We start from the raw sequence: 20,096 nt of genomic DNA on the forward strand, positions 1-20,096 counted from the left end.
GTTATTTTGTTGCAACTTGTATCATAACACGGTTAGAGCTATTCTCTTTTTTCATCCAACAAAAATTCTACACTAAGCGAGATCTCGGCAAGGAGTAGCTCAAAAGGTCTAGGTAATTTTCATACGTCTTTCATTTTTAGCTTGCCGAATAGAAAAAGGTCTGTTACACTAAGTAAGTGCTTACTAACATTAGGAGGATTACGATGAAGACATCGATACGCATGACCCGGGAAGACCGGCGAATCCAGATCATTGAGCGTGCCCTGGGGTTATTTCGGGAAAAGGGCTACCGGGGAACGACCACGGCGGAGATTGCTGAAGCGGCCAACATTAGTGAAGTGACACTCTTTCGATATTTTAAAAGTAAACAGGAAATTTTTCTGGCGGGGGTAGCGCCCATACTTCAGACCACCCTGGCTGAGGTGGAGATTGTCCCCGGAAAGAGTGCTCCGGAAGTTCGTCTGCAGGCGCTGCTGCTTAACCGCATCACCTTTCTTGCCGAGCATCATGAGACGATTCGCCTCATTCTGAATGAGGCCTCGGTGCTTCAGAGCATGGGACAGACGGATTTTACCCAAGAAATCCGTCGGCTCATCGGAAGTATTCTCGGCGCTTCCGGCATCCCCGAAGAACGGAGCGATGAAGCAGTACGGATGATCATGGGGACCCTGTTGTCCTATCTCTATCTTCCGGAAACCGATCCCCAGCGAATCCGGCGCCATGTGGAACATCTGGCCCTAATTCTCACCACTGCATACAAGGAGTGACGTATGAACAGAATTTTTACATTCATCGGAAAAAGTATAGAGAATCATCCTTTTCGGGTGCTCTTTGCCACCTTGGCCGTGGGCATCGTCATGATCGCTGGTGCCCGGGGAATCAGCATGGCCACGGGAAATGATACCCTGGTGGGCTCGGAGACGAAGGTGTACCAAAACCAAACGGACATGGAGGCTACCTTTGGCGGCGACTCTATCCTGGTCTTATTTCAGGAAGAACAGCCAGGAGCCATTCTCGCCGTGGATAATCTCGCCCGTATGTGGCGGGTGGAGAACCGGCTTCAGTACAAAGCGGGGATCTACTCCCTCATGAGCCCTGCTTCCCTGATCCATGAAATGACTGTAAAGCAGACGGAAATGATCACGGGTAAAATGGGAGAACTTACCCAAGGACTTACTGGCATGGGTGGTGCACTCACTGACATCGGAAATACTCTTCTGGAAAAGGAACTGCCTGATCCTGCGCTTTTGGAGGCGAAGATCCAGAGCCTTTCCTCCGCCACGGCGAACTTTGACCGGCTCATCCAGGGTCAGACCACCCTGGGGCAGGGCATGACAGGGATTTCCCAAGGTACAGCTGCCACAGCTGCTGGACTCCAGGAGATGGGCCAGAAGCTTAGTGATCTGGGACAGACCGCTACCGGAAATTCTGCTCTTCAGATGCAGCTGGGGGTTCTTTCGGAGAATCTGACAAAGAGCGCAGAAGGGCTTCAGAATCTGTCAGCCAAGGCCGCACTCCTGGTGGGGGGTACTCAGGATACGGCAACTGCCTTGGGCATCATCAAGGAAAAGATTGCCACAGAAACGCAGGGCATGGCCTCGAGCTTCAGTGGCGGGATCACAGTGACAGAGCTGCAGACCATGGCTGAAGGGTTCACCACTATGGGAGGCAATCTTCAAAATATCGCGGGAGCCCTCTCCACCTTCCAGGAAAAGTCTGCCATGTTGGAGCCGACCCTGCCGAAGACCCAGGAAGAAGCCGATCTTCTTCTCTATGAGGAGGGAGAGCTTCGTTCCGCCTTCACCAATGTGGTGCAGAATGAGGACACGGCCATGATGATCGTGAAACTGGAAGGGGGACTCACCGACGTCCAGAAGGAAGATGTCATCGCCTCGCTGAAGGAAGCCCTCACCGCTGAAAAGTTTGACACCTTGTCCTATGTGGTTTCGGGAAAACCCGTGCTGGATACGGCCTTGAAGTCGGAAATGAAGATCAACATGATGACCATGGTGTTATTTGCCCTCATGATCATGCTGGTAGTACTGGCCCTAGTCTTTAAGGTTCAGTGGCGGATGCTCAGCCTACTGGTGATCACCGTATCGGTCATCGCCACCCTAGGCTTCATGGGCTGGATCAGCGTGCCCGTCACCATGGTGTCCATGGCGGTGTTCCCCATTCTCATTGGTCTGGGCATCGACTACTCCATTCAGTTCCATAACCGGTACCAGGAGGAAGGATCTGTGGCCGACACGGTGAAGTATCTTGGAAAAGCGGTCTTCATCGCAGTTCTTGCCACGGTGCTGGGCTTCCTCTCCCTCTACATTTCTCCGGTACCCATGATCCGGGACTTCGGAAAGATGCTCACCCTGGGGGTGATAATCAGCTTCCTGGGCAGTCTCTTCCTGCTTCTTCCTATACTCCAGATCCGAAAAATCGTCACGGTTCCCCAGCCAAAATCCAGGATTAACCCGGGAAGTCAGTTAGCCGCTTTCCCGCAGAAAAAACGCCTTGCCCAAGGATTCACCCAAGGGATTCTGAAACTTCGATACCCTGTGATTCTCCTCATTGTTCTCCTCTCCACACTAGGTTTCCTCATGGATTCACGCATTGGAGTGGAGACGGATATGGAAGCTTTCATGCCCCAAGATATGCCTGCTTTGACGGATTTGAAGACTGTACGGGAGGTAATGGGTTCCACGGACCAGGTAGTGCTGTATTTTAAGGGCGATGATTTAAGCAGCGCTCATAGTCTGGCCTATCTGCTGTCTCTGGGGGAGGACCTGCAGATGGAGTACCCGGAAATCATCACTGATGTCCGTTCTCTGGCAGACTCGGCTATGACTTTGGCCGGCCCAGGAAGTCACACAGCTGAAGATTATGCCGAAACGGCAAAGACACTGCCGGAAGCCATGGCTCGTATGTTCATCACTGAAGATAAAACTCAGGGCGCCATGCTCCTCAATATTAAGCATCTCTCCACAGAGGAACTTTCCGCCTTTATCGACAGTCTGAAGGTGACGCTGTCGGAGCATAACTTCACCGGCGAAGTCGCTGGTAAGAGTGTTCTGGATGTGGAAATGGTGAAAGGGCTTACATCAGGGCGCATCGCCATGACAGGACTGGGACTTCTTCTCATCTTTGCCATCCTTCTTCTGATTTACCGGAATCTTGTGAAGGCCCTGATCCCTATCCTTCCGGTGGTCAGCATCATCGGCCTTTCCAGCGGCTTCATGTACCTATTCGGGATCCGTTTCACGCCCATCACGGCCACCTTGGGTGCATTGGTTCTAGGCATGGGCACAGAGATGACCATCATGCTCATGGAACGCTATGTGGAGGAACGAAATCGGGGCGTGGCAAAAGTGGAGGCCATGGGTATTGCCGTGGAGTCCATCGGAATGGCGATCCTGGCATCGGGCCTCACCACTGTGGGTGGATTCTCAGTGCTTCTCTTGTCGGACTTCGTCATCCTGAAGGATTTCGGGATTATGACGGTGGTAAATATTTCCCTGGCCATTTTGTCCACCTTTATTCTTCTTCCGCCCCTTCTCTACATTTTAGATCGATTCCTCTTTTCTAGAAAGGAGATGGCAGCCATGGAGAAATCCGCGGAACTGCAAACGGAGGACCGGGCAGAAAGCGCATAAACCAACTCGAAAGGCCGGCCTCACTCATGGACCGGATAAGTGTTTAGGAAAGGATCCTTCAGCAACTGATTCTATCAAAGTCAGAGGCGGGGTTCCTTTCGGCTGTTTGGGAAACCGTGGAGGGAGGAAAAAATGTTGGAATCAGGGGAAAAATGAAATGGATAAATGCTCATTATAGCGAAATAAGGAAATATTATTTCGATAATATATTGACTTTGCTGCAACAGAAGGTGTATTTTGACGAGAAGGCATGGGTTCCATGAACCTGAAGAATTCAACGACAACTTTGGAAAACGAAGAAAGGATGCGAAAAGATGAAGAATTTTGTGTATGACATTCCCACAAAAGTATACTTTGGGGAGAATCAGCTAGGCCATCTGGGTGAGGAGCTGAAAAAGTATGGAACTCGCGTTCTGCTGACCTATGGCGGAGGATCCATCAAGAAAAGCGGACTCTATGACAAGATTTTGGGGGAAGTGAAAAACGCCGGACTGGAGCTCTTTGAACTGTCCGGCATTGATCCCAATCCCCGGGTGGAGTCGGTGAATGCTGGGGCCAAGATCTGCAAAGACGAGAAAATCGATGTCCTGCTGGCAGTGGGTGGCGGTTCCGTCATTGACTGCACGAAGTTCATCGGAGCTGCCACCTACTATGAGGGCGACGCCTGGGATATTTTGGCGAAGAAAACTGCAGTGGAACAGTGCCTTCCTGTCTTCACCGTCCTGACGCTGGCCGCCACGGGTTCGGAAATGAATGCCAGCGGCGTTATCAGCAATCCGAAGACCCAGGGATCGGCCTGAACTTCCCCGTCATGCAGCCGAAGGTTTCTTTCCTGGATCCCACGCTGACCTATACTGTCCCACCCTACCAGACCGCCTGCGGATCGGCGGATATCATGAGCCATATCTTGGAAGTGTACTTCACTCCGGAAGAGGACCTCTTCATGCTGGATACGGTCATGGAAGGGCTGATGAAAACCGTCCTGAGATATGCCCCCGTGGCCATGAAGGAGCCGGAGAACTATGAAGCCCGGGCCAACCTCATGTGGGCATCCTCCTGGGCCATCAACAAGTTTGTCAACGGAGGGAAAACCCACACCTGGAGCTGCCACCCCATGGAACATGAGCTTTCCGCCTACTATGACATCACCCACGGCCTGGGACTGGCCATCCTCACCCCCCGCTGGATGGAGTACACCTTGAATGAAACCACGGTGAAAAAATTCCGGCAGCTGGCCGTGAATGTCTTTGATCTGGATGCTTCCTTGCCGGATATGGAGCTGGCCAAGGCCGGAATCCAGCACATGGGCGCATTCTTCTATGACACTTTAGGGCTTCAGCGTACTCTCACGGAACTGGGGATTGATGACGCTCTCTTTAAGACCATGGCCGAAAAAGCTGCAAAGATTGGGGGCACAAAGCAAGCCTTCCAGCCGCTCAATGCTGCGGATATCGAGAAGATTTACCAGATGTGCCTCTAAACTGGAAGCATTCATGTCTCCTCGCCTCCATAAAAATATGCGCAAGAGAATTTAGCATCATCGACGGGACAGAAAAAGATCGGGACCTCTTTTGGAAAGGGGCTCGATCTTTTGCGTTCAATTGGGAAATCTTTGGGTGGGAACATCTCCTGCTAAGCAAGGAAAGAGCGGGAGGGTCCTCCCTTCACGAACGCCAAGAGAGGAGATCCCCGATTCGTTATCCATGAGTTAGAGAGTCGCCCTTTAGAAGAATTCAGCATGAGGTTTGCGATAGAGGAAGAGTAAAATCAACGTTGTATTTGGAATCAAAAAAATGCAACAATACATAGTTTGAGAATCATGTGAGAAAATTCCCATACGATTGCTTCAGCTCATCGGGGTTAGAAACAAGATTTAGAGGGCAGGAATACCATCTATTCTGGTCCAGGGGGATGATGAGCTAAATAATCAAAACTTTTACAGCAAAAGATTGTTTAGTTAAAATAGTTTTGATAACATCAAACTATAAGTAGAAAAACTTAGTTTTGAATATAATATTTTGAAAAGGGGATCAAATGATGAGAGAAACGGTAACGATGGAGGAGAAATTTTTCGAGACGCTTTCGGAAAAGATGGTGAATGGGGGAGAACTGAGTCTAAGAATGATTTATTCGCTATTTCCAGAGACGAATCGAAAGACCATTTCCTGGAGGCTGTATTCTTTAGTCCAGCGTGGAAAGCTCTATAAAACTGGACACGGGATGTATTCTTTACGAAAAAATGTCGATAATGTATCCGCAGGCTACTCATATTTGCAGGAAAAATCCAAAGCGATTTATGATAGTTTGGTGGAGTATGGATACAACTTTTATATTTCAGGATTAGACTCCTTAGTTGGAGAAATTCTCCATATACCGGAAAGTTTCCCGGTGATTGTGATTATCGAAGAATCAGGCATGAAAGAAATTCAAGAAGTCTTAAATGGCAGAGATATGATCGCACTGACTGAAAAGCAACGGGATTTCTTTGAAAGCCCTGTTCTAAGGAATAAAGTGGATGTAATATTGCTGAAAGGCAAGGATTTCTCCTTAGCCACGAACAGTATCGCACAGAAAGAAAAGGGATTTATCGATTTGTACTATGCCATTACTCGTCTGGAATACGGTATTTCCGTTCCTGAATTATCTCGAGTATATGAAAGCTTGGAAAGAAATCACACGATCACTAGGACAAAAATCAAATCTGCTGCTAAAGACAGAGGGATTACAGTGGAGATAAACTGGCTTTTAGAACTGAATAAAGCCACTAAAAAAACCATTGAGTTTATGCGTTATCAGATGAAGGAGGCAGATGGTACTGATCAATACTAAAAATATTATTTTAGAAAAAGACGTCTTTTTGCGAAGTGAGATTGAAAAACGAATGGCAGAGTTTGGTTTCAACTCGCTCTCAAAGTTTGAACTTTTTATCTGGGATTTAGAGATATTCCTTCAACTGCAAAAGAAATTAGGCGACAATATTATTTTAAAAGGAGGAGCTGCGACACAATTTTATGTTCCTATGGCATCGCAGAGAACAAGTGTTGATATTGATATGATCTGCCAAGCCGATCGGGATGAAGTTCACCAAATTATTGCTGAAATTGAAGATGAGTTTGATGGTGTTGAGGATTACTTTAAGTTTCGATATTATGTTCCGAAAAATCCTAAACTGGGTTTGAATGCCCTTGAAACCTATTATCAGACAGTTCCTAGTATATGCAGTGAAAAAGAACTGTACGCCTCGAAAGGAAAACAGGAAGTAAAAATTGAGTTCAATTTTTCTAAGGACCAATATGACATCAACAAGATCAAAGAGCCAAAGCTCTTTGCGTTAGAAACGACGAAGGAGTTTAATATCTTAGCCTTCGAAACCCTCTTTGCGGATAAGCTGACGACGTTAGGTCCCAATACCATCGGGATTTCCGACGAAAGATCGGATGAACAAGTGAAGCAAATCTATGATGTGATCACGTTATTTATTTCTAATGTCGAACAAGTATTAAATCATAAAGAACAGATCAGAAAAATCTACGAGAGATTAGCCAAGGTCGAATGTCAAATTCATAACATCGCATATGATGAACAGATCCTCTTTGAGGATATGAAAGGATTGATCAATAGAGTAAAGAATATCGAAAGTGACCGACCACTGCTTCAACGAGCAAAAGATTTTCAAGCACTATACTTACGAAAATCTGTGAATCGAGACAAAACAGAATGGGCAATCGTGGGGTATCAACTTGATCTCCTGGCAGATTTTATTTTTTCGGATGACATGAAAATTACTCAGTTTAGAGAATTTGAGCAGCTCATTGGAAGGCTAAAATTTGAACTTATTCAGGGGGCGGAACGTCAACGGCTTATTCGTGAAGCCAGGTCGGTTCTAGAAGCTAATTTTAAAAGTACGAAGGGGTTAAGCCAAGATTTATTTAGAAAGCGAATAGATAGAATCCTATGGGAACTCGCAGTCGTTGTTGACATTCCGCAGATCCTGCACGTCCTTGGCGAAACGTCGATGGATGATCTAAATTTTAAAAGAGTTTAATTAGTCGGTTGGTCTTCTGATCTCGGATATATATAGAGTTCATTGACCAGATGAAAAGATGAGAAACTTAAGATCCTGAACAGTTTTTTCTATTGGTTTTACTTTCGAGTGGACTGCGAAAGTTGCTTTCGGTTATCGAACTTACTTATCTAAAAGATCATCAAAAGAGTTCACTGGGGAAAGACTTTTAGCCAGCGGAAGATAAAATCCAGGGGTCTTATGATGATGCAGTGGTTATGGAATGAAGTACCAAAAAGGAGCCTTGCCTCACATTTTAAGAGGGCAGGCTCCTTTTCGGTTTCAAAAAACACGCCGTATACCGGGCTTGGGCAAAGCCCTGGGCACCGGCGCTATCCAATTTGGGATTGGCACATTTAGGGTAGGGGATCAGGCGGAGAAAGCCTTCTTCAGACGAGTCTCCAGATGCTGCCGGATGAGGGCAATCATGTCCTCCGTGCGGGTGATTTCATAGGTTTCCCGGGTGTACTGCCGCTTCAGGTCCGGTGTGATGTGTCCTTCATCGACGGTGTCGATGACCGCGGACTTCAAGGCCTGGGCATAGGTCACAAGATCCGGCGTGGCATCCAGGTTTCCCCGCTTTTCCAGGGCATTGGCCCAGGCATAGATGAGGCTGGTGGGATTGACGTAGGTGGGCTTTCCCGACAGATGGTCCTGGTAGAGATCCGGCATGGTGCCGTGGGAGGCCTCATATTCATAGCTGTTGTCCATGCCGTAGAGCTCCGAAGACATCATGGCAGAGCTGCCAAAGCCCGAGGCAATGAGATCCCCCAAGACATCGCCCTCGTAGTTCTTGCAGGCCCATAAAAGGTTGCCGGGACTGCGAACGATCATGGATGAGGCTGCATCGATGAGCATATAGCGGTAGGTGAGATTTTTATCCTTAAAATCCTGAGCATAGGTGCTTTCATAGAGCTCCTGGAAGATTTCTTTGAAGCGGGCATCGTAGGTTTTGGAGACGGTGTCCTTGGTGGAGAAAATGAGATTAAGATGCTCATCCAGGGCATAGCGGAAGCAGTCATCGGCGAAACGGCGGATGGAGTCGTCCAAGTTCATCTGCACCATGACCACCCCGTCACCGGGGAAGTACTCAAAGGGGAGGACCTCCTGATGGCCATCGGCATGGTCCACCATGAGGGAGACCTTTGCGCCTTCCGGCACCACCCGGGAGAAGGATTTGTAGATATCTCCGAAGGAATGACGGGCTACCACGATGGGACTTACCCAGCTGGTCACCAGGGGCTTCACGTAGGGGGAGACCACGGGTCGGCGGATAATGGTGCCGTCGATGATTTCCCGAACCGTGGCGTTGGGGCTCCGATAAATGGCCTTCAGCCCATACCGCTCCATTTTCTCCCTGTTCACAGTAATGGTGGCACACTTGATGCCCACCCCGTTCTTCCGAATAGCCCATCCGGCTTCGGTGGTTACGGCATCCTCGGTTTTGTCCCGGTTCATCATGCTCAGATCATAGGTTTCGGTTTTCAGCTCCACATAGGGTTTCACCAGGTCTTCCCGGATCATGGTCCAGATGACCGCAGCCATTTCATCACCGGTGAGCTCCACCACAGGATTTTTCATTTCAATTTTTTTCATGCTCTTGCTCCTTCTGCTTGAAGTTTGTATTTCACCGCATTGACGGTCCCGCCATGCTTCAGGGCATCAATATCCTCCTGGAAGAGGGGAAGATTGACGAAGAAGGCGGTCCCCTGGGTCAGATTTCGTACGAGGACAAGCTGACCTTCCTGAAGCTCTCCCGTGTTTTCGATCTGGAGAACATCCTGGGGCAAAATTGCCTCATAGTCCTGGTCTTTCTGGAAGATCAAAGGGAGGACGCCCCAGTTGACGAGATTGGCCAGATGCAGCCGGGCAAAACTCTTGGCGAGGATGGCCTGGATCCCCAGATAGCGGGGGATGATGGCGGCCTGTTCCCGGCTGGAGCCTTGGCCGTAGTTGGCCCCGGTGACCAGGATACTTCCCTGAAGCGCCTTGGCTCGGTCATGGAAGGTGGGATCCACCAGGTGGAAGGACACCTTGGAGATTTCCGGAATGTTGGAGCGGATGGGCAGATAGAGCGCTCCCGCCGGGCAGATGATATCCGTGGTGATGTCATCTCCTGTTTTCAGGACCACGGGAAGGGACACGGTGTCCGGCAGGGTCCCAAACTCCGGAATGGGGGTGATGTTGGATCCCTTGATGATCTGGGCTTGGGGATTTCCGGGGAAATGGAGGTAGTCCTTTTGGTGATCATCAAACCGCTCCGGAAGGGTGTAGACGGCGGGCTTTTTCCCCAGATCCCGGGGATCCGTGATGACACCGCGCAGGGCAGACGCGGCGGCGGTTTCGGGAGCCGTGAGATAGACCTGGTCATTCTTGGTTCCGCTTCGCCCTGGAAAGTTCCGGGGTGTGGTGCGCAGGGATATTGCTCCTGTGGCTGGGGCGAAGCCGCAGCCATTGCAGCCTCCGCAGCTGGGTTCAAAGATCCGGGCGCCAGCCGTCACCAGGCTCCGGTAGGCAGGGCTTTTCAGAAGTTCTCGGATAACCGTGCGGGAGGAGGGGTAGATTCCCAGTTCCACAGAGGAAGCCACATCCATGCCTTCCAGGATCTTCGCCACCTGAAGAAGGTCCTGGGCAGAGGTGTTGGTACAGCTGCCGATCATGACCTGATCGATGGGGGTGCCTTCCACCTCCCGAACCCGGACCACCTTGTCCGGCAGGCTGGGGAGGGCGATGAGGGGCTCCAGGACCGTGAGATCAATATAAATGTCCTCATCATAGCGGGCATCGACGTCGGCGGATAGGGGCACATAGTCTTCCTCCCGGCCGAAGGCCTTCAGCCACTTCAAGGTTTCCTCATCGCTGGGGAAGAGGGAGCTGGTGGCTCCCGTTTCCGTACCCATGTTAGTGATGGTGGCCCGCTCGGACACATTGAGGGTGAGGACCCCTTCTCCGGAATATTCGAAGACCTTGCCCACACCGCCCTTGACGCCGACGCGGCGCAGAAGCTCCAGCACCACATTCTTGGCGGAAACAAAGGGCTGAAGCTCTCCCGTGAGGGTCACCCGGACGATTTTGGGCATGGAGATGTACACCGGTTCTCCGGCAATGGCCAAGGCATTGTCAAATCCCCCGACGCCCAGGCCAAAGCTGCCCACACCGCCGCAGGCGGGTACGTGGGAGTCACCGCCGATGAGCACCTTTCCGGGTTTGGCATAATGCTCCAGATGCATAAAGTGACAGATCCCGCTGCCGGACTTGGCCAGGGTGATCCCCAGCTTTTCTGCCATGCCTTGGATATAGCGGTGATCGTCGGCATTTTTAAAGTCCGCCTGGATCATGTTGTGATCCACATATTGGAAGGCCTCGGGAACTTTTTTCTTTTCCAGGCCCATGTTCTCTAGGGCCAGGTAGGTCATGATGACATTCAGGTCATGGGAGAGGGTCTGGTCGGCATAGAGGCCAATGCGGCTCCCCCTTGTTAGGTTTTCGTTCTTCACCGCATGCTGCAGTATTTTTTCTGTTAAGGTTAGTCCCATCTTTATTCTCCCTGCGCTCTTGATTTTGACTCGCTGACGAAAAACCGATTAAGAAAAGGAAATGGCGAAATCATTGACTGTTTTTCTTCTCTTTGTCATCGTACGCGATAAGCAGGAGTTTGACGAATACCCAGATTCAATGACCCCCATAAGGAAAACCTTATGACATGAAAAAACCGCCGATTTGTGTCGGCGGTTAGAAAAAACAGGTTACAGGGTGACGTCGGAGAATTCCTCCTGCATGAGCTGGATGAGATACTCTTCGGAGCGGGTGAAATAGTGGTCCTTCCGGGCGATGACATCCACATCCCAGGTCTCGTGATTTATTCCGATGGTGTAAGCCTGAAGCTGATCCTTCACCGCCAGGACATCGATGGTCCTTTTGGGTACAATGGCTAACCCCAGCCCCCGGGAAGCCATCTGGGCTGCGGTGAGGTTGCTGGCAGTTTCCAATAGAATTCTGGGGGTCACCCCACTGCGGCGGAAGATTTCATCGGTGCGAAGGCGGATGGCATGGCCTGGTTTCACCAGGATGAAGGGGTAAGCCGCCAGGTCCTTCATCTCCACATAATCTTTCCCCTGGGTCTCGGGGAGAGGTTTCTGGGCGAGGACAAAGATTTCCTCCGGGTAGATAAGGCGACGCTGGAATTTATCCTCCTGGGATTCTTCGCTTTTTGGCAGGATCACCAGATCCACGTCATGATTTTCCAAGAGATCCAGAATGCGTTTTCCGCCGCCTTCTTCCAGCAACAGGGAAACCTGGGGAAAGGTCTTCTGAAATTTGGCCAGAACCTCCGGAAGCATATAGCCGCTGCGCTCCACGGGAAGTCCCAGGGTGATTTTGCCCTCGTTGCCTTCAGCCACATCGGCCAATCGTCGCTTCATGGTCTCGTAGGAGGCGAGGATTTCTTTGGCCGTGGCCACATAGAGTTCCCCTGCATAGGTAAGGCGAAGGGGAGATTCCCTTCGGTCGAAGAGCTTCACCCCCACTTCCGCTTCCACCTGGGCCAGAACCTGGGAAAGGGCAGGCTGGGAAATGTAGAGCTTATGGGCAGCGGCGGTGACTGAGCGGGCTTTAGCCACTTCCACAATATAGGTGAGCCTTCGAAAATCCATAGGGAACCTCCTTCTCCAGCCCAAGGGCCGGCTGTTGAAGACAGTATAGCCTGAAAGAACGTTCAGGGGCAAGGGGAAGTGAAGAATGAAATATCCGTGAACGGCTTGAGATGGGCTCTGGGGAGACCTATAATGAAGCCAAATGAAGGGAAAGAAGGGAAACACCATGGAAAAGGAGCAATGGTCTTACTGGAGCCAGCCTGCCGAAGAAACGCTAAGGAGACTCAAGAGCGTTCCGGAAGGACTCCCATCGGGCGAAGCCCAGGAGCGTCTCGCGGCCCAGGGGGAGAATGTTCTCACCCAGGAGAAATCCACCTCCAAGCTCCTGGCCTTTCTCGCCCAGTTTAAGAACCCCATCATCCTCATCCTTCTTCTGGCCACTGGAATTTCCGCCCTCACGGGAGACTGGATCGATGCGGGGATCATTCTCCTCATCATTCTGGCCAGCTCCGTTCTGAGCTTTTTCCAGGAGTACAGCGCCAGCGAAGCCTTACAGGAACTGCGGGAAAAGGTCCAAGTGAAAACCCAGGTGCTGCGAGGCGGTCAGGTGGTGGAACTGCCCTCCCGGGAACTGGTGGCCGGGGATGTCATTCTGATCTCCACGGGGAGCCTCATCCCCGCTGACGGCCTTCTATTGGAGAGCCTGGAACTGCGGGTGAACCAGTCTATTCTCACCGGCGAATCTCTGCCCACGGAAAAGGCCCCGGGGGAGGTTCCGGAGGAGACGCTTCTGAAGGACCGGACCAACTGTGTCTACATGGGAACCAGCGTGCAGAACGGCAGCGGGAAAGTGCTCTTGGTGAAGACGGGAAAGGAAACGGCCTATGGCGCCATTGCCCAGAAGCTCACGCTGCGTCCGCCGGAAACGGAGTTTGAACGGGGAATCCGCCATTTTGGATATCTCCTCACCCAGATTATGCTCATCCTGACCCTGCTGGTCTTTGCCATCAATGTGCTCTATGCCCGGCCTGCCATCGACTCCCTGCTCTTTTCCGTGGCTTTGGCCGTGGGGATCACCCCCCAGCTTCTCCCCGCCATCATCAGCCTGACCCTTTCCCAGGGGTCCCGAATCATGGCAAAATCCGGCGTCATTGTACGTCGGCTCAACGCCATTGAGAATTTTGGCAGTATGGATATTCTCTGTACGGATAAAACCGGCACCCTCACGGAAGGGATCATCCGCATCGACGGAGCCAGCTCCGCCTGGGGTGAACCCTCCGATGGGGTGTTCCGTATGGCCTATCTCAACGCTGCCCTGCAGTCCGGCATGGCCAATAGCCTCGATGACACCATCAAGGAAGCCCAGACCCTGGATCTGTCCGGAGTGGTCAAGGTGGGGGAGGTCCCCTTTGACTTTGACCGGGGACGGCTCAGTGTGGTGGTGGAGGAATCGGGGAGGCAGCAGCTGATCACCAAAGGCTCCCTCAACGGGATTCTCCATCATTCCTCCCGGGTGGCCTGGAAAGGGGAGGAACGAGAGATGACTGCCGAAATCCAGGAGGAGATCCGAAAGCTCTTTGCCAGCTGGAGCGGCCAGGGGATTCGCGTCCTGGGGGTGGCCTCCAAGGAGGTTCCTGTGCAGCCCCGCTACACCGTGGAGGACGAAACGGAGATGACCTTCCAGGGATTTCTACTTCTTTTTGACCACCCGAAGCCTGATGTGCAAAAAACCATTGAGGATCTTGCCCAGAGCGGCGTGAGCCTTCGGATCATCACTGGAGACAATCCCCTCATTGCGGTCCATACGGCGCAGGCCGTGGGACTCCCGATAACCGGAGTCCTTACCGGCGAAGAACTCCGGTCCATGAGCGATGAGGCCCTGTGGCAAAAAATCGGGGAAACCACCATCTTCGCTGAGGTGGATCCCAACCAGAAGGAACGGATCATTTTGGCCCTGAAGAAAAAATCCCACGTGGTGGGGTACATGGGGGACGGCATCAACGATGTGCCGGCGCTCCATGCGGCGGATGTGAGCATCTGCGTGAATAATGCCGCAGACATCGCCAAGGAATCCGCCGATCTGGTGCTCCTGGAAAGCGGCCTCGATGTCCTTCACCGGGGAATACTCCTGGGCCGGACCACCTTCAACAATACCCTGAAGTACATCCAGGTGACCACCAGCGCCAACTTCGGCAATATGTTCAGCATGGCTGGGGCGTCGCTGTTCCTGCCCTTCCTTCCACTATTGCCCAAGCAGATACTGCTGCTCAACTTTCTTTCGGATTTTCCCGCCATGACCATCGCCCAGGACAGTGTGGATGCCGAAGTTTTAGCCAAACCCCGGCGATGGAATGTCCGCTTCATCCGGGACTTCATGTTCGTCTTTGGCTTCATCAGCTCCCTTTTCGACTACCTCACCTTCGGGGTGCTGCTTCTCTATTTCCGGGCCCATGAGGCCACCTTCCAAAGCAGCTGGTTCACCATTTCCGTCTTGACGGAGATCTTGATTCTTCTCGTCATGCGCACCCGAAAACCCTTCTTCCGGAGCCGGCCGGCGCCGCTTCTTCTTCTTTCCTCCCTGCTTGTGGGGCTTTTCACCCTCATCCTGCCCTTCCTCCCCTTTCGCAGCTTCCTGGGCCTGGAGCCCCTGAAACCCGTGGTGCTGCTGACACTTTTCGGCATCACGGCGCTCTATATCCTCACCACGGAAACGGTGAAAGTCTGGTTTTTCCGAAGGAAAGCCCAGGACTGAGAAGATTGAACACTAAAACCAAAAATCCCAGCGCTTCACAAAAAGCGTTGGGATTTTTCATGGGAGGATTAAAGCAAAGTGAGGCTCTCTTCCTGAAAAATCGTTTTGGAAATTTCGATGAAATCCCGGGCGGCATTGGAGAGGGCGTCCCGGTTGAGATATCCCGCAATGAGCTCCATCTCGGTGCGGGGACTTCCCACGGAAAAGAAGACGGCGTTTTTCTCCTGGACAATGTGGGCCGTATGGCATTCGGAGATGAAGGTGAGGCCGTAGCCGTTGGCCGCCAAATGGTAGGAGGCTTCCAGGTTCTTGGTCTCCAGCACCACATGGGGCTTCACCCCGGACTTTTTGAGCAGATCCCGTTCGATCTGCCCCGTATGCTGGCTGGGCAGATGCATGATGAAGGGCTCGCCCTGGCACAGGGAGAGGTCCATCCACAAATGGGAAAGTCCCGGGATCTTTTTTCCCTTTTTCGCCAGGGGGTTTTTCTTGTTCATGACCAGAAGCATCTCCTCCTTGTGGAGGGACTCATAGGGAAAGGGCAGCTCATGGGAAGGCTTGTTGTAGATGACCAGATCGCAGAGGCCTTCCCGGACATGCTTTTCCAGTTCCGGAGAGCTTCCCTCCGTGAGGAAGATTTCCACATTGGGGTATTTTTCATGGAATTTGGGAAGAATCATGGGGATGAGGTAGCTTCCCCGAAGGAGGGGAATGGCGATTTTCAGCCGGCCCCGCTGACACTGGAGGGAATCCAGCATGCGGTTCATGAGGTTATCCCGTTCCGCCAGGATTTTCTTGCCTTCTTCGATGAAGAGTTCGCCCTCATAGGACAGGGTGAATTTGTTGCCGTCGCGGTTGAAGAGCACGATCCCCAGGCGCTTCTCCATGTTTTTGAGATAGGTGCTCAGGGTGGGCTGGGTGATGTAGAGGGAGTCTGCAGCCTTGGTGATGGAGTGATACTTAGCCACAGCCAGAGCATACTCGATATCTTTGAATTCCATGATAATTCTCCTTTGGTCAGCAGGGATTGAATCAGCTTTAGCTTAGCGGAAAATCCCTAGAATATCAAACTTTTTTTAAGATTTTGCCTTTGAAATATTGATGAGACCTATGATTCGTATAAAATTCTGCAATTTGATTAAGGTTCGTTAAAGATTTATTATAAATACAGTTGAAAACGGTGACAGGAATTTTCAGGGCCCGAAAATTTTGCCCCGTCAACAAATTTAACCAATTTGGGATATTGGAGGAACAACATGTCATTAGAGACTATCTTAGGCGCCCTTATGGTGCTCGTCTTTATCTTCGCCATCTACAAAAGAGCGTTAAGCCCCTTTGCTGCACTGATTTCCATTCCCCTTATTTTTGGACTTCTCTACCTGGCTATCACCAAGCAGCCCCTCACCGATGTATTTGACTGGATCTATGAAGGTGTCTTCTACAAATCCGCCCTGGTGGACGGAAAAGTCAAGGTCACCGCAGGAACCATGCGTTCCGCCCTCATGGTCCTCTTCGCCTGCACCTACTTCACCCTCATGATGATGGCCGGACTTTTCGATCCGCTGGTTATCGCCATCATTAAGCTGGTGAAGGGTGATCCGCTGAAGATCATCGTGGCTGCTACCCTGACTGCTGCCATGGTTTCCCTGGACGGAGATGGAACTTCCACCGTTCTTATCACCACCGCAGCCTTTATGCCCCTCTTCAAGCGTTTCAACATCAAGGGCATTTATCTGGCGATCCTCATCGCGCTGCCCACTTCCGTCTTCAACATGACACCCTGGGGCGGACCTCTGGCCCGAGTCCTTTCCGCATTGGATCTGGACGTTACCCAGCTCTTCCCCAAGCTTCTCCCCGGCATGGCCATCGTCATGATCTACGCTGTGGTTGTGGCTTACTTCATCGGACAGAAGGAAAGAAAGCGTCTGGGCTATGATCTCAGCAAGGCAAAGACCATCACGGCCGAAGAAATGGAATCCATGTACGATGCCGTTCGCAACAACAATCCTGAGCTGAAGCGCCCCAAGGCCTTCTGGTTCAACCTTGTGGCCACCGCCATCATCATGTACATGCTGGTTGCCGGTGTGGCGAACTCCGCACTGCTCTTCCTCATCGGAATCGCTTTCGCTCTCGTGGTAAACTACGGTTTCAACTTCAAAGAGCAGAAGGATATGCTGGCTGATGCGCTTCAGGAAGGAATTCCTGCTGGTGCCATGATCATCGCTTCCGGATTCTTCATGGGAATCCTCAATGGCAGCGGCATGGGCAGCAACATCGCCCAGGGACTGGGATCCCTCGTGCCAAACGGCATGGGCAACTGGCTCCCCATCGTTACTGCAGTTCTCGGTATCCCTGGCCTGATCTTCCTCAGCTCTGACGGATACTATTTCGGAATCCTCCCCGTCCTGGCTCAGCTGGCTGCCACCTATGGTGTCACTGCCACAGCTATGGGTGTGGGCGCCATGATTCCGCTGGCTACCTACTATGCCACCCCGCTCATCGCCTGGATCTTCATCCTCTGCGAGCGCTGTGAAGTGGAATATGTAGATTATTCCAAGATGATTCTGGCTGTTGGACTTCCAGCATTCGTGCTCTATGTCCTCACCTTTATCATCACCGGAGCAATTCCGCTATAAAATTTTTGGAAGGGAGGGGCTTCCTTGGCGGACCGTCAAGGAAAGCCTGCTCCAATCCGAGTAATACAAGAGGGGGGAAGTTTCCCCCTTTTTTAAACAAAGGAGAAAGACCATGATTACACTGTATAATTCTGGGGTCTACCTGCTGAATGGACGGGAAATCCTTCCGGAAGGCCAGGGCGAAGTTCCCCATCACCTTTCTAAAGAAACCGCTCGGAAGAACACCATAGCTTATCGGATCATGGAAAAGCACAATACTTCCGGGAATATGAACAAACTGAAGTTAAAATTTGATGCCATGACTTCCCATGACATTACCTATGTGGGCATCATCCAGACAGCCAAGGCCAGCGGACTGGAAAAGTTCCCCCTGCCCTATGTGCTGACAAACTGCCACAACACCCTGGCTGCAGTGGGTGGGACCCTCAACGAGGATGATCATCGGTTCGGTCTTTCAGCCGCAGTGAAGTATGGTGGAATCTACGTTCCTCCCCATCAGGCCGTGATCCACACCTACATGCGGGAAATGATGGCCGGCGGCGGGAAGATGATTCTTGGTTCAGACTCCCATACCCGGTACGGTGCCTATGGCACCATGGCCATCGGCGAAGGCGGCGGCGAGCTGGTCAAGCAGCTGCTGAAGCAGACCTACGACATGAACTGCCCGGAAGTGGTGGCCGTGTATCTCACAGGAAAGCCCACCCACGGCGTCGGTCCCCAGGACATCGCCCTGGCCATCATCAAGGCAGTCTTTGCCAAGGGCTATGTGAAGAACAAGGTCATGGAGTTTGTGGGGGATGGCATCGCCCATCTGTCCATGGATTACCGCAACGGCATCGACGTCATGACCACGGAGACCACCTGCCTCTCCTCCATCTGGAAAACCGATGAGGTGGTTCGTCAGAATCTTCGCGTCCATGGCCGAGAGAAGGACTATGTGGAGCTTACACCCGGCGAAGTGACCTACTATGACGGAATGGTCCATGTAGACATGAGCACCGTAAAGCCCATGATCGCTCTGCCCTTCCATCCCTCCAACGCCTATGAGATTGACGAGCTCAACGCCAATCTGGAAGACATTCTCCGCCAGACGGAGCTGGAAGGCCAGAAGCTCTTTGAGAAAAATGTGGTGAAGTTCAGACTCCTGGACAAGATCGTCGATGGAAAGCTGAAGATCGATCAGGGTGTCATCGCCGGATGCGCCGGCGGCATGTATGAAAATGTCGTCACCGCGGCGAAGATCCTCCAGGGAAAGAGCCTGGGCAACGGAGACTTCTCCCTGTCCGTGTATCCTTCCTCCCAGCCCGTGAACATTGATCTCACGAAGAAGGGCTATGTGGCGGATCTCATGACCACTGGCGCCATCATGCGCACCGCCTTCTGCGGACCCTGCTTCGGCGCAGGAGACACCCCCTTCAACTCGGGACTCTCCATCCGCCACACCACCCGAAACTTCCCCAACCGGGAAGGATCCAAACCCGGATTCGGACAGATTTCCTCCGTGGCCCTCATGGATGCCCGCTCCATTGCGGCCACCGCAGCCAATGGCGGATTCCTGACCTCGGCCGCCCATGTGGACTATGAGGAAAGCATTCCGGACTATGAATTCAACAAAACCGTCTACGACAACCGCGTCTATAACGGCTACCAGAAAGAGGAGCTGTCCAAGGACCTGCAGTACGGACCCAGCATCATCGACTGGCCGGAAATCCCGGCCCTGGAAGAGCATGCGGTCATGAAGGTTGTCGCCTATATTGATGATGTTGTCACCACCACCGATGAACTGATTCCATCGGGCGAGACCTCCACCTACCGTTCCAATCCCTTGGGACTGGCGGAGTTCACCCTGTCCCGCAAGGATCCTTCCTATGTGGGCAAAGCCAAGGAAGTTCGCGCCCTGGAAGAGACCCGGCAAAAGGGTGAAAACCCCGAAGCCACCGACGAGGCGTTCAAGAAGGTCATGGACACCGTCCGTACCATCCCGGGATTTGAGTCCCTGGATACGCTGAAGACCGGCATCGGCAGCCTTGTCTATGCCAAGAAGCCCGGCGACGGCAGTGCCCGCGAGCAGGCCGCCAGCTGCCAGAGAGTTCTCGGCGGCAGCGCCAACATCGCCGAAGAGTACGCCACCAAGCGTTACCGCAGCAACCTGATGAACTGGGGAATGATTCCATTTATCCTCAAAGGGGAAACTCCATTTAAAAATGGGGACTACCTGTTCATTCCAAATATAAAAAATGCCATCTTGGAAGGAAAACCATCTGTCACCGCCTATGTCCTAGACGATCTAGCCCATGGATTTGAGCTGGGTATCGGCGAAATGACCGAGGATGAACGTAAGATTATCAGCGCAGGATGTCTGATCAATTTTAACCGGAAGTCATTAGGTTAGCATTACTTCACTGG

At 51.9% G+C, this 20,096-nt stretch carries 11 protein-coding genes and 1 pseudogene; 8 read left to right on the forward strand and 4 right to left on the reverse strand.

The features are described 5' to 3' along the window. The first annotated feature begins 203 nt into the window (after positions 1 to 203). From KCG48_RS06730 to KCG48_RS06750, 5 genes and pseudogenes are all read left to right on the forward strand, one after another. Positions 204 to 767: a TetR/AcrR family transcriptional regulator gene (locus KCG48_RS06730; RefSeq protein WP_211800773.1), complete on the forward strand. Its 564-nt coding sequence runs from the start codon at positions 204 to 206 to the stop codon at positions 765 to 767. Positions 768 to 770: 3 nt separating this feature from the next. Continuing rightward, a complete protein-coding gene (locus KCG48_RS06735; protein WP_211800774.1) occupies positions 771 to 3,647 on the forward strand; it encodes a hydrophobe/amphiphile efflux-3 (HAE3) family transporter in 2,877 nt (958 codons plus the stop codon). Between the two features lie 314 nt (positions 3,648 to 3,961). After that, positions 3,962 to 5,127: pseudogene (locus KCG48_RS06740) on the forward strand (iron-containing alcohol dehydrogenase). A 554-nt stretch (positions 5,128 to 5,681) separates the two neighbouring features. Next, on the forward strand, positions 5,682 to 6,476 hold the full coding sequence (locus KCG48_RS06745; protein WP_211800775.1) for a DUF6577 family protein: 795 nt from the start codon (positions 5,682 to 5,684) through the stop codon (positions 6,474 to 6,476). Continuing rightward, a complete protein-coding gene (locus KCG48_RS06750; protein ID WP_211800777.1) occupies positions 6,457 to 7,692 on the forward strand; it encodes a nucleotidyl transferase AbiEii/AbiGii toxin family protein in 1,236 nt (411 codons plus the stop codon). Before KCG48_RS06745 ends, KCG48_RS06750 begins: the two co-directional genes overlap by 20 nt. A gap of 387 nt (positions 7,693 to 8,079) precedes the next feature. Here KCG48_RS06750 and KCG48_RS06755 read toward each other — a convergent pair whose 3' ends face one another. The 3 genes from KCG48_RS06755 to KCG48_RS06765 all read right to left on the reverse strand — a co-directional run bounded on the left by KCG48_RS06755 (position 8,080) and on the right by KCG48_RS06765 (position 12,362). Next, entirely contained in the window at positions 8,080 to 9,306 is a 1,227-nt protein-coding gene (locus KCG48_RS06755) for an NADP-dependent isocitrate dehydrogenase (protein WP_211800779.1), read from the reverse strand. Next, on the reverse strand, positions 9,303 to 11,246 hold the full coding sequence (locus KCG48_RS06760; protein ID WP_211800781.1) for an aconitate hydratase: 1,944 nt from the start codon (positions 11,244 to 11,246) through the stop codon (positions 9,303 to 9,305). The genes KCG48_RS06755 and KCG48_RS06760 overlap by 4 nt, the downstream gene beginning before the upstream one ends. Before the next feature lie 210 nt (positions 11,247 to 11,456). Next, the gene (locus KCG48_RS06765) at positions 11,457 to 12,362 is read right to left on the reverse strand and encodes a LysR family transcriptional regulator (protein ID WP_211800783.1); all 906 of its coding nucleotides are present in this window, start codon (positions 12,360 to 12,362) and stop codon (positions 11,457 to 11,459) included. A 166-nt stretch (positions 12,363 to 12,528) separates the two neighbouring features. On the opposite strand from KCG48_RS06765, the gene mgtA reads away from it, so the two are divergent. Next, on the forward strand, positions 12,529 to 15,054 hold the full coding sequence (gene mgtA / locus KCG48_RS06770) for a magnesium-translocating P-type ATPase (protein WP_211800784.1): 2,526 nt from the start codon (positions 12,529 to 12,531) through the stop codon (positions 15,052 to 15,054). 68 nt (positions 15,055 to 15,122) lie between these two features. On the opposite strand, the gene KCG48_RS06775 is transcribed toward mgtA, so the two are convergent. Beyond that, the gene (locus KCG48_RS06775; protein ID WP_211800786.1) at positions 15,123 to 16,055 is read right to left on the reverse strand and encodes a LysR family transcriptional regulator; all 933 of its coding nucleotides are present in this window, start codon (positions 16,053 to 16,055) and stop codon (positions 15,123 to 15,125) included. A 255-nt stretch (positions 16,056 to 16,310) separates the two neighbouring features. Between KCG48_RS06775 and KCG48_RS06780 the strand changes: the two genes are divergently transcribed. Together KCG48_RS06780 and KCG48_RS06785 are read left to right on the forward strand one after the other, a co-directional pair. Next, the gene (locus tag KCG48_RS06780) at positions 16,311 to 17,690 is read left to right on the forward strand and encodes a citrate:proton symporter (protein WP_211800788.1); all 1,380 of its coding nucleotides are present in this window, start codon (positions 16,311 to 16,313) and stop codon (positions 17,688 to 17,690) included. A gap of 112 nt (positions 17,691 to 17,802) precedes the next feature. Beyond that, the gene (locus KCG48_RS06785) at positions 17,803 to 20,082 is read left to right on the forward strand and encodes a hydratase (RefSeq protein WP_211800790.1); all 2,280 of its coding nucleotides are present in this window, start codon (positions 17,803 to 17,805) and stop codon (positions 20,080 to 20,082) included. The last annotated feature ends 14 nt before the right edge of the window (positions 20,083 to 20,096 follow it).

This window comes from Proteiniclasticum sediminis (assembly GCF_018128025.1).
In the GTDB taxonomy this organism is placed as follows: domain Bacteria; phylum Bacillota; class Clostridia; order Clostridiales; family Clostridiaceae; genus Proteiniclasticum; species Proteiniclasticum sediminis.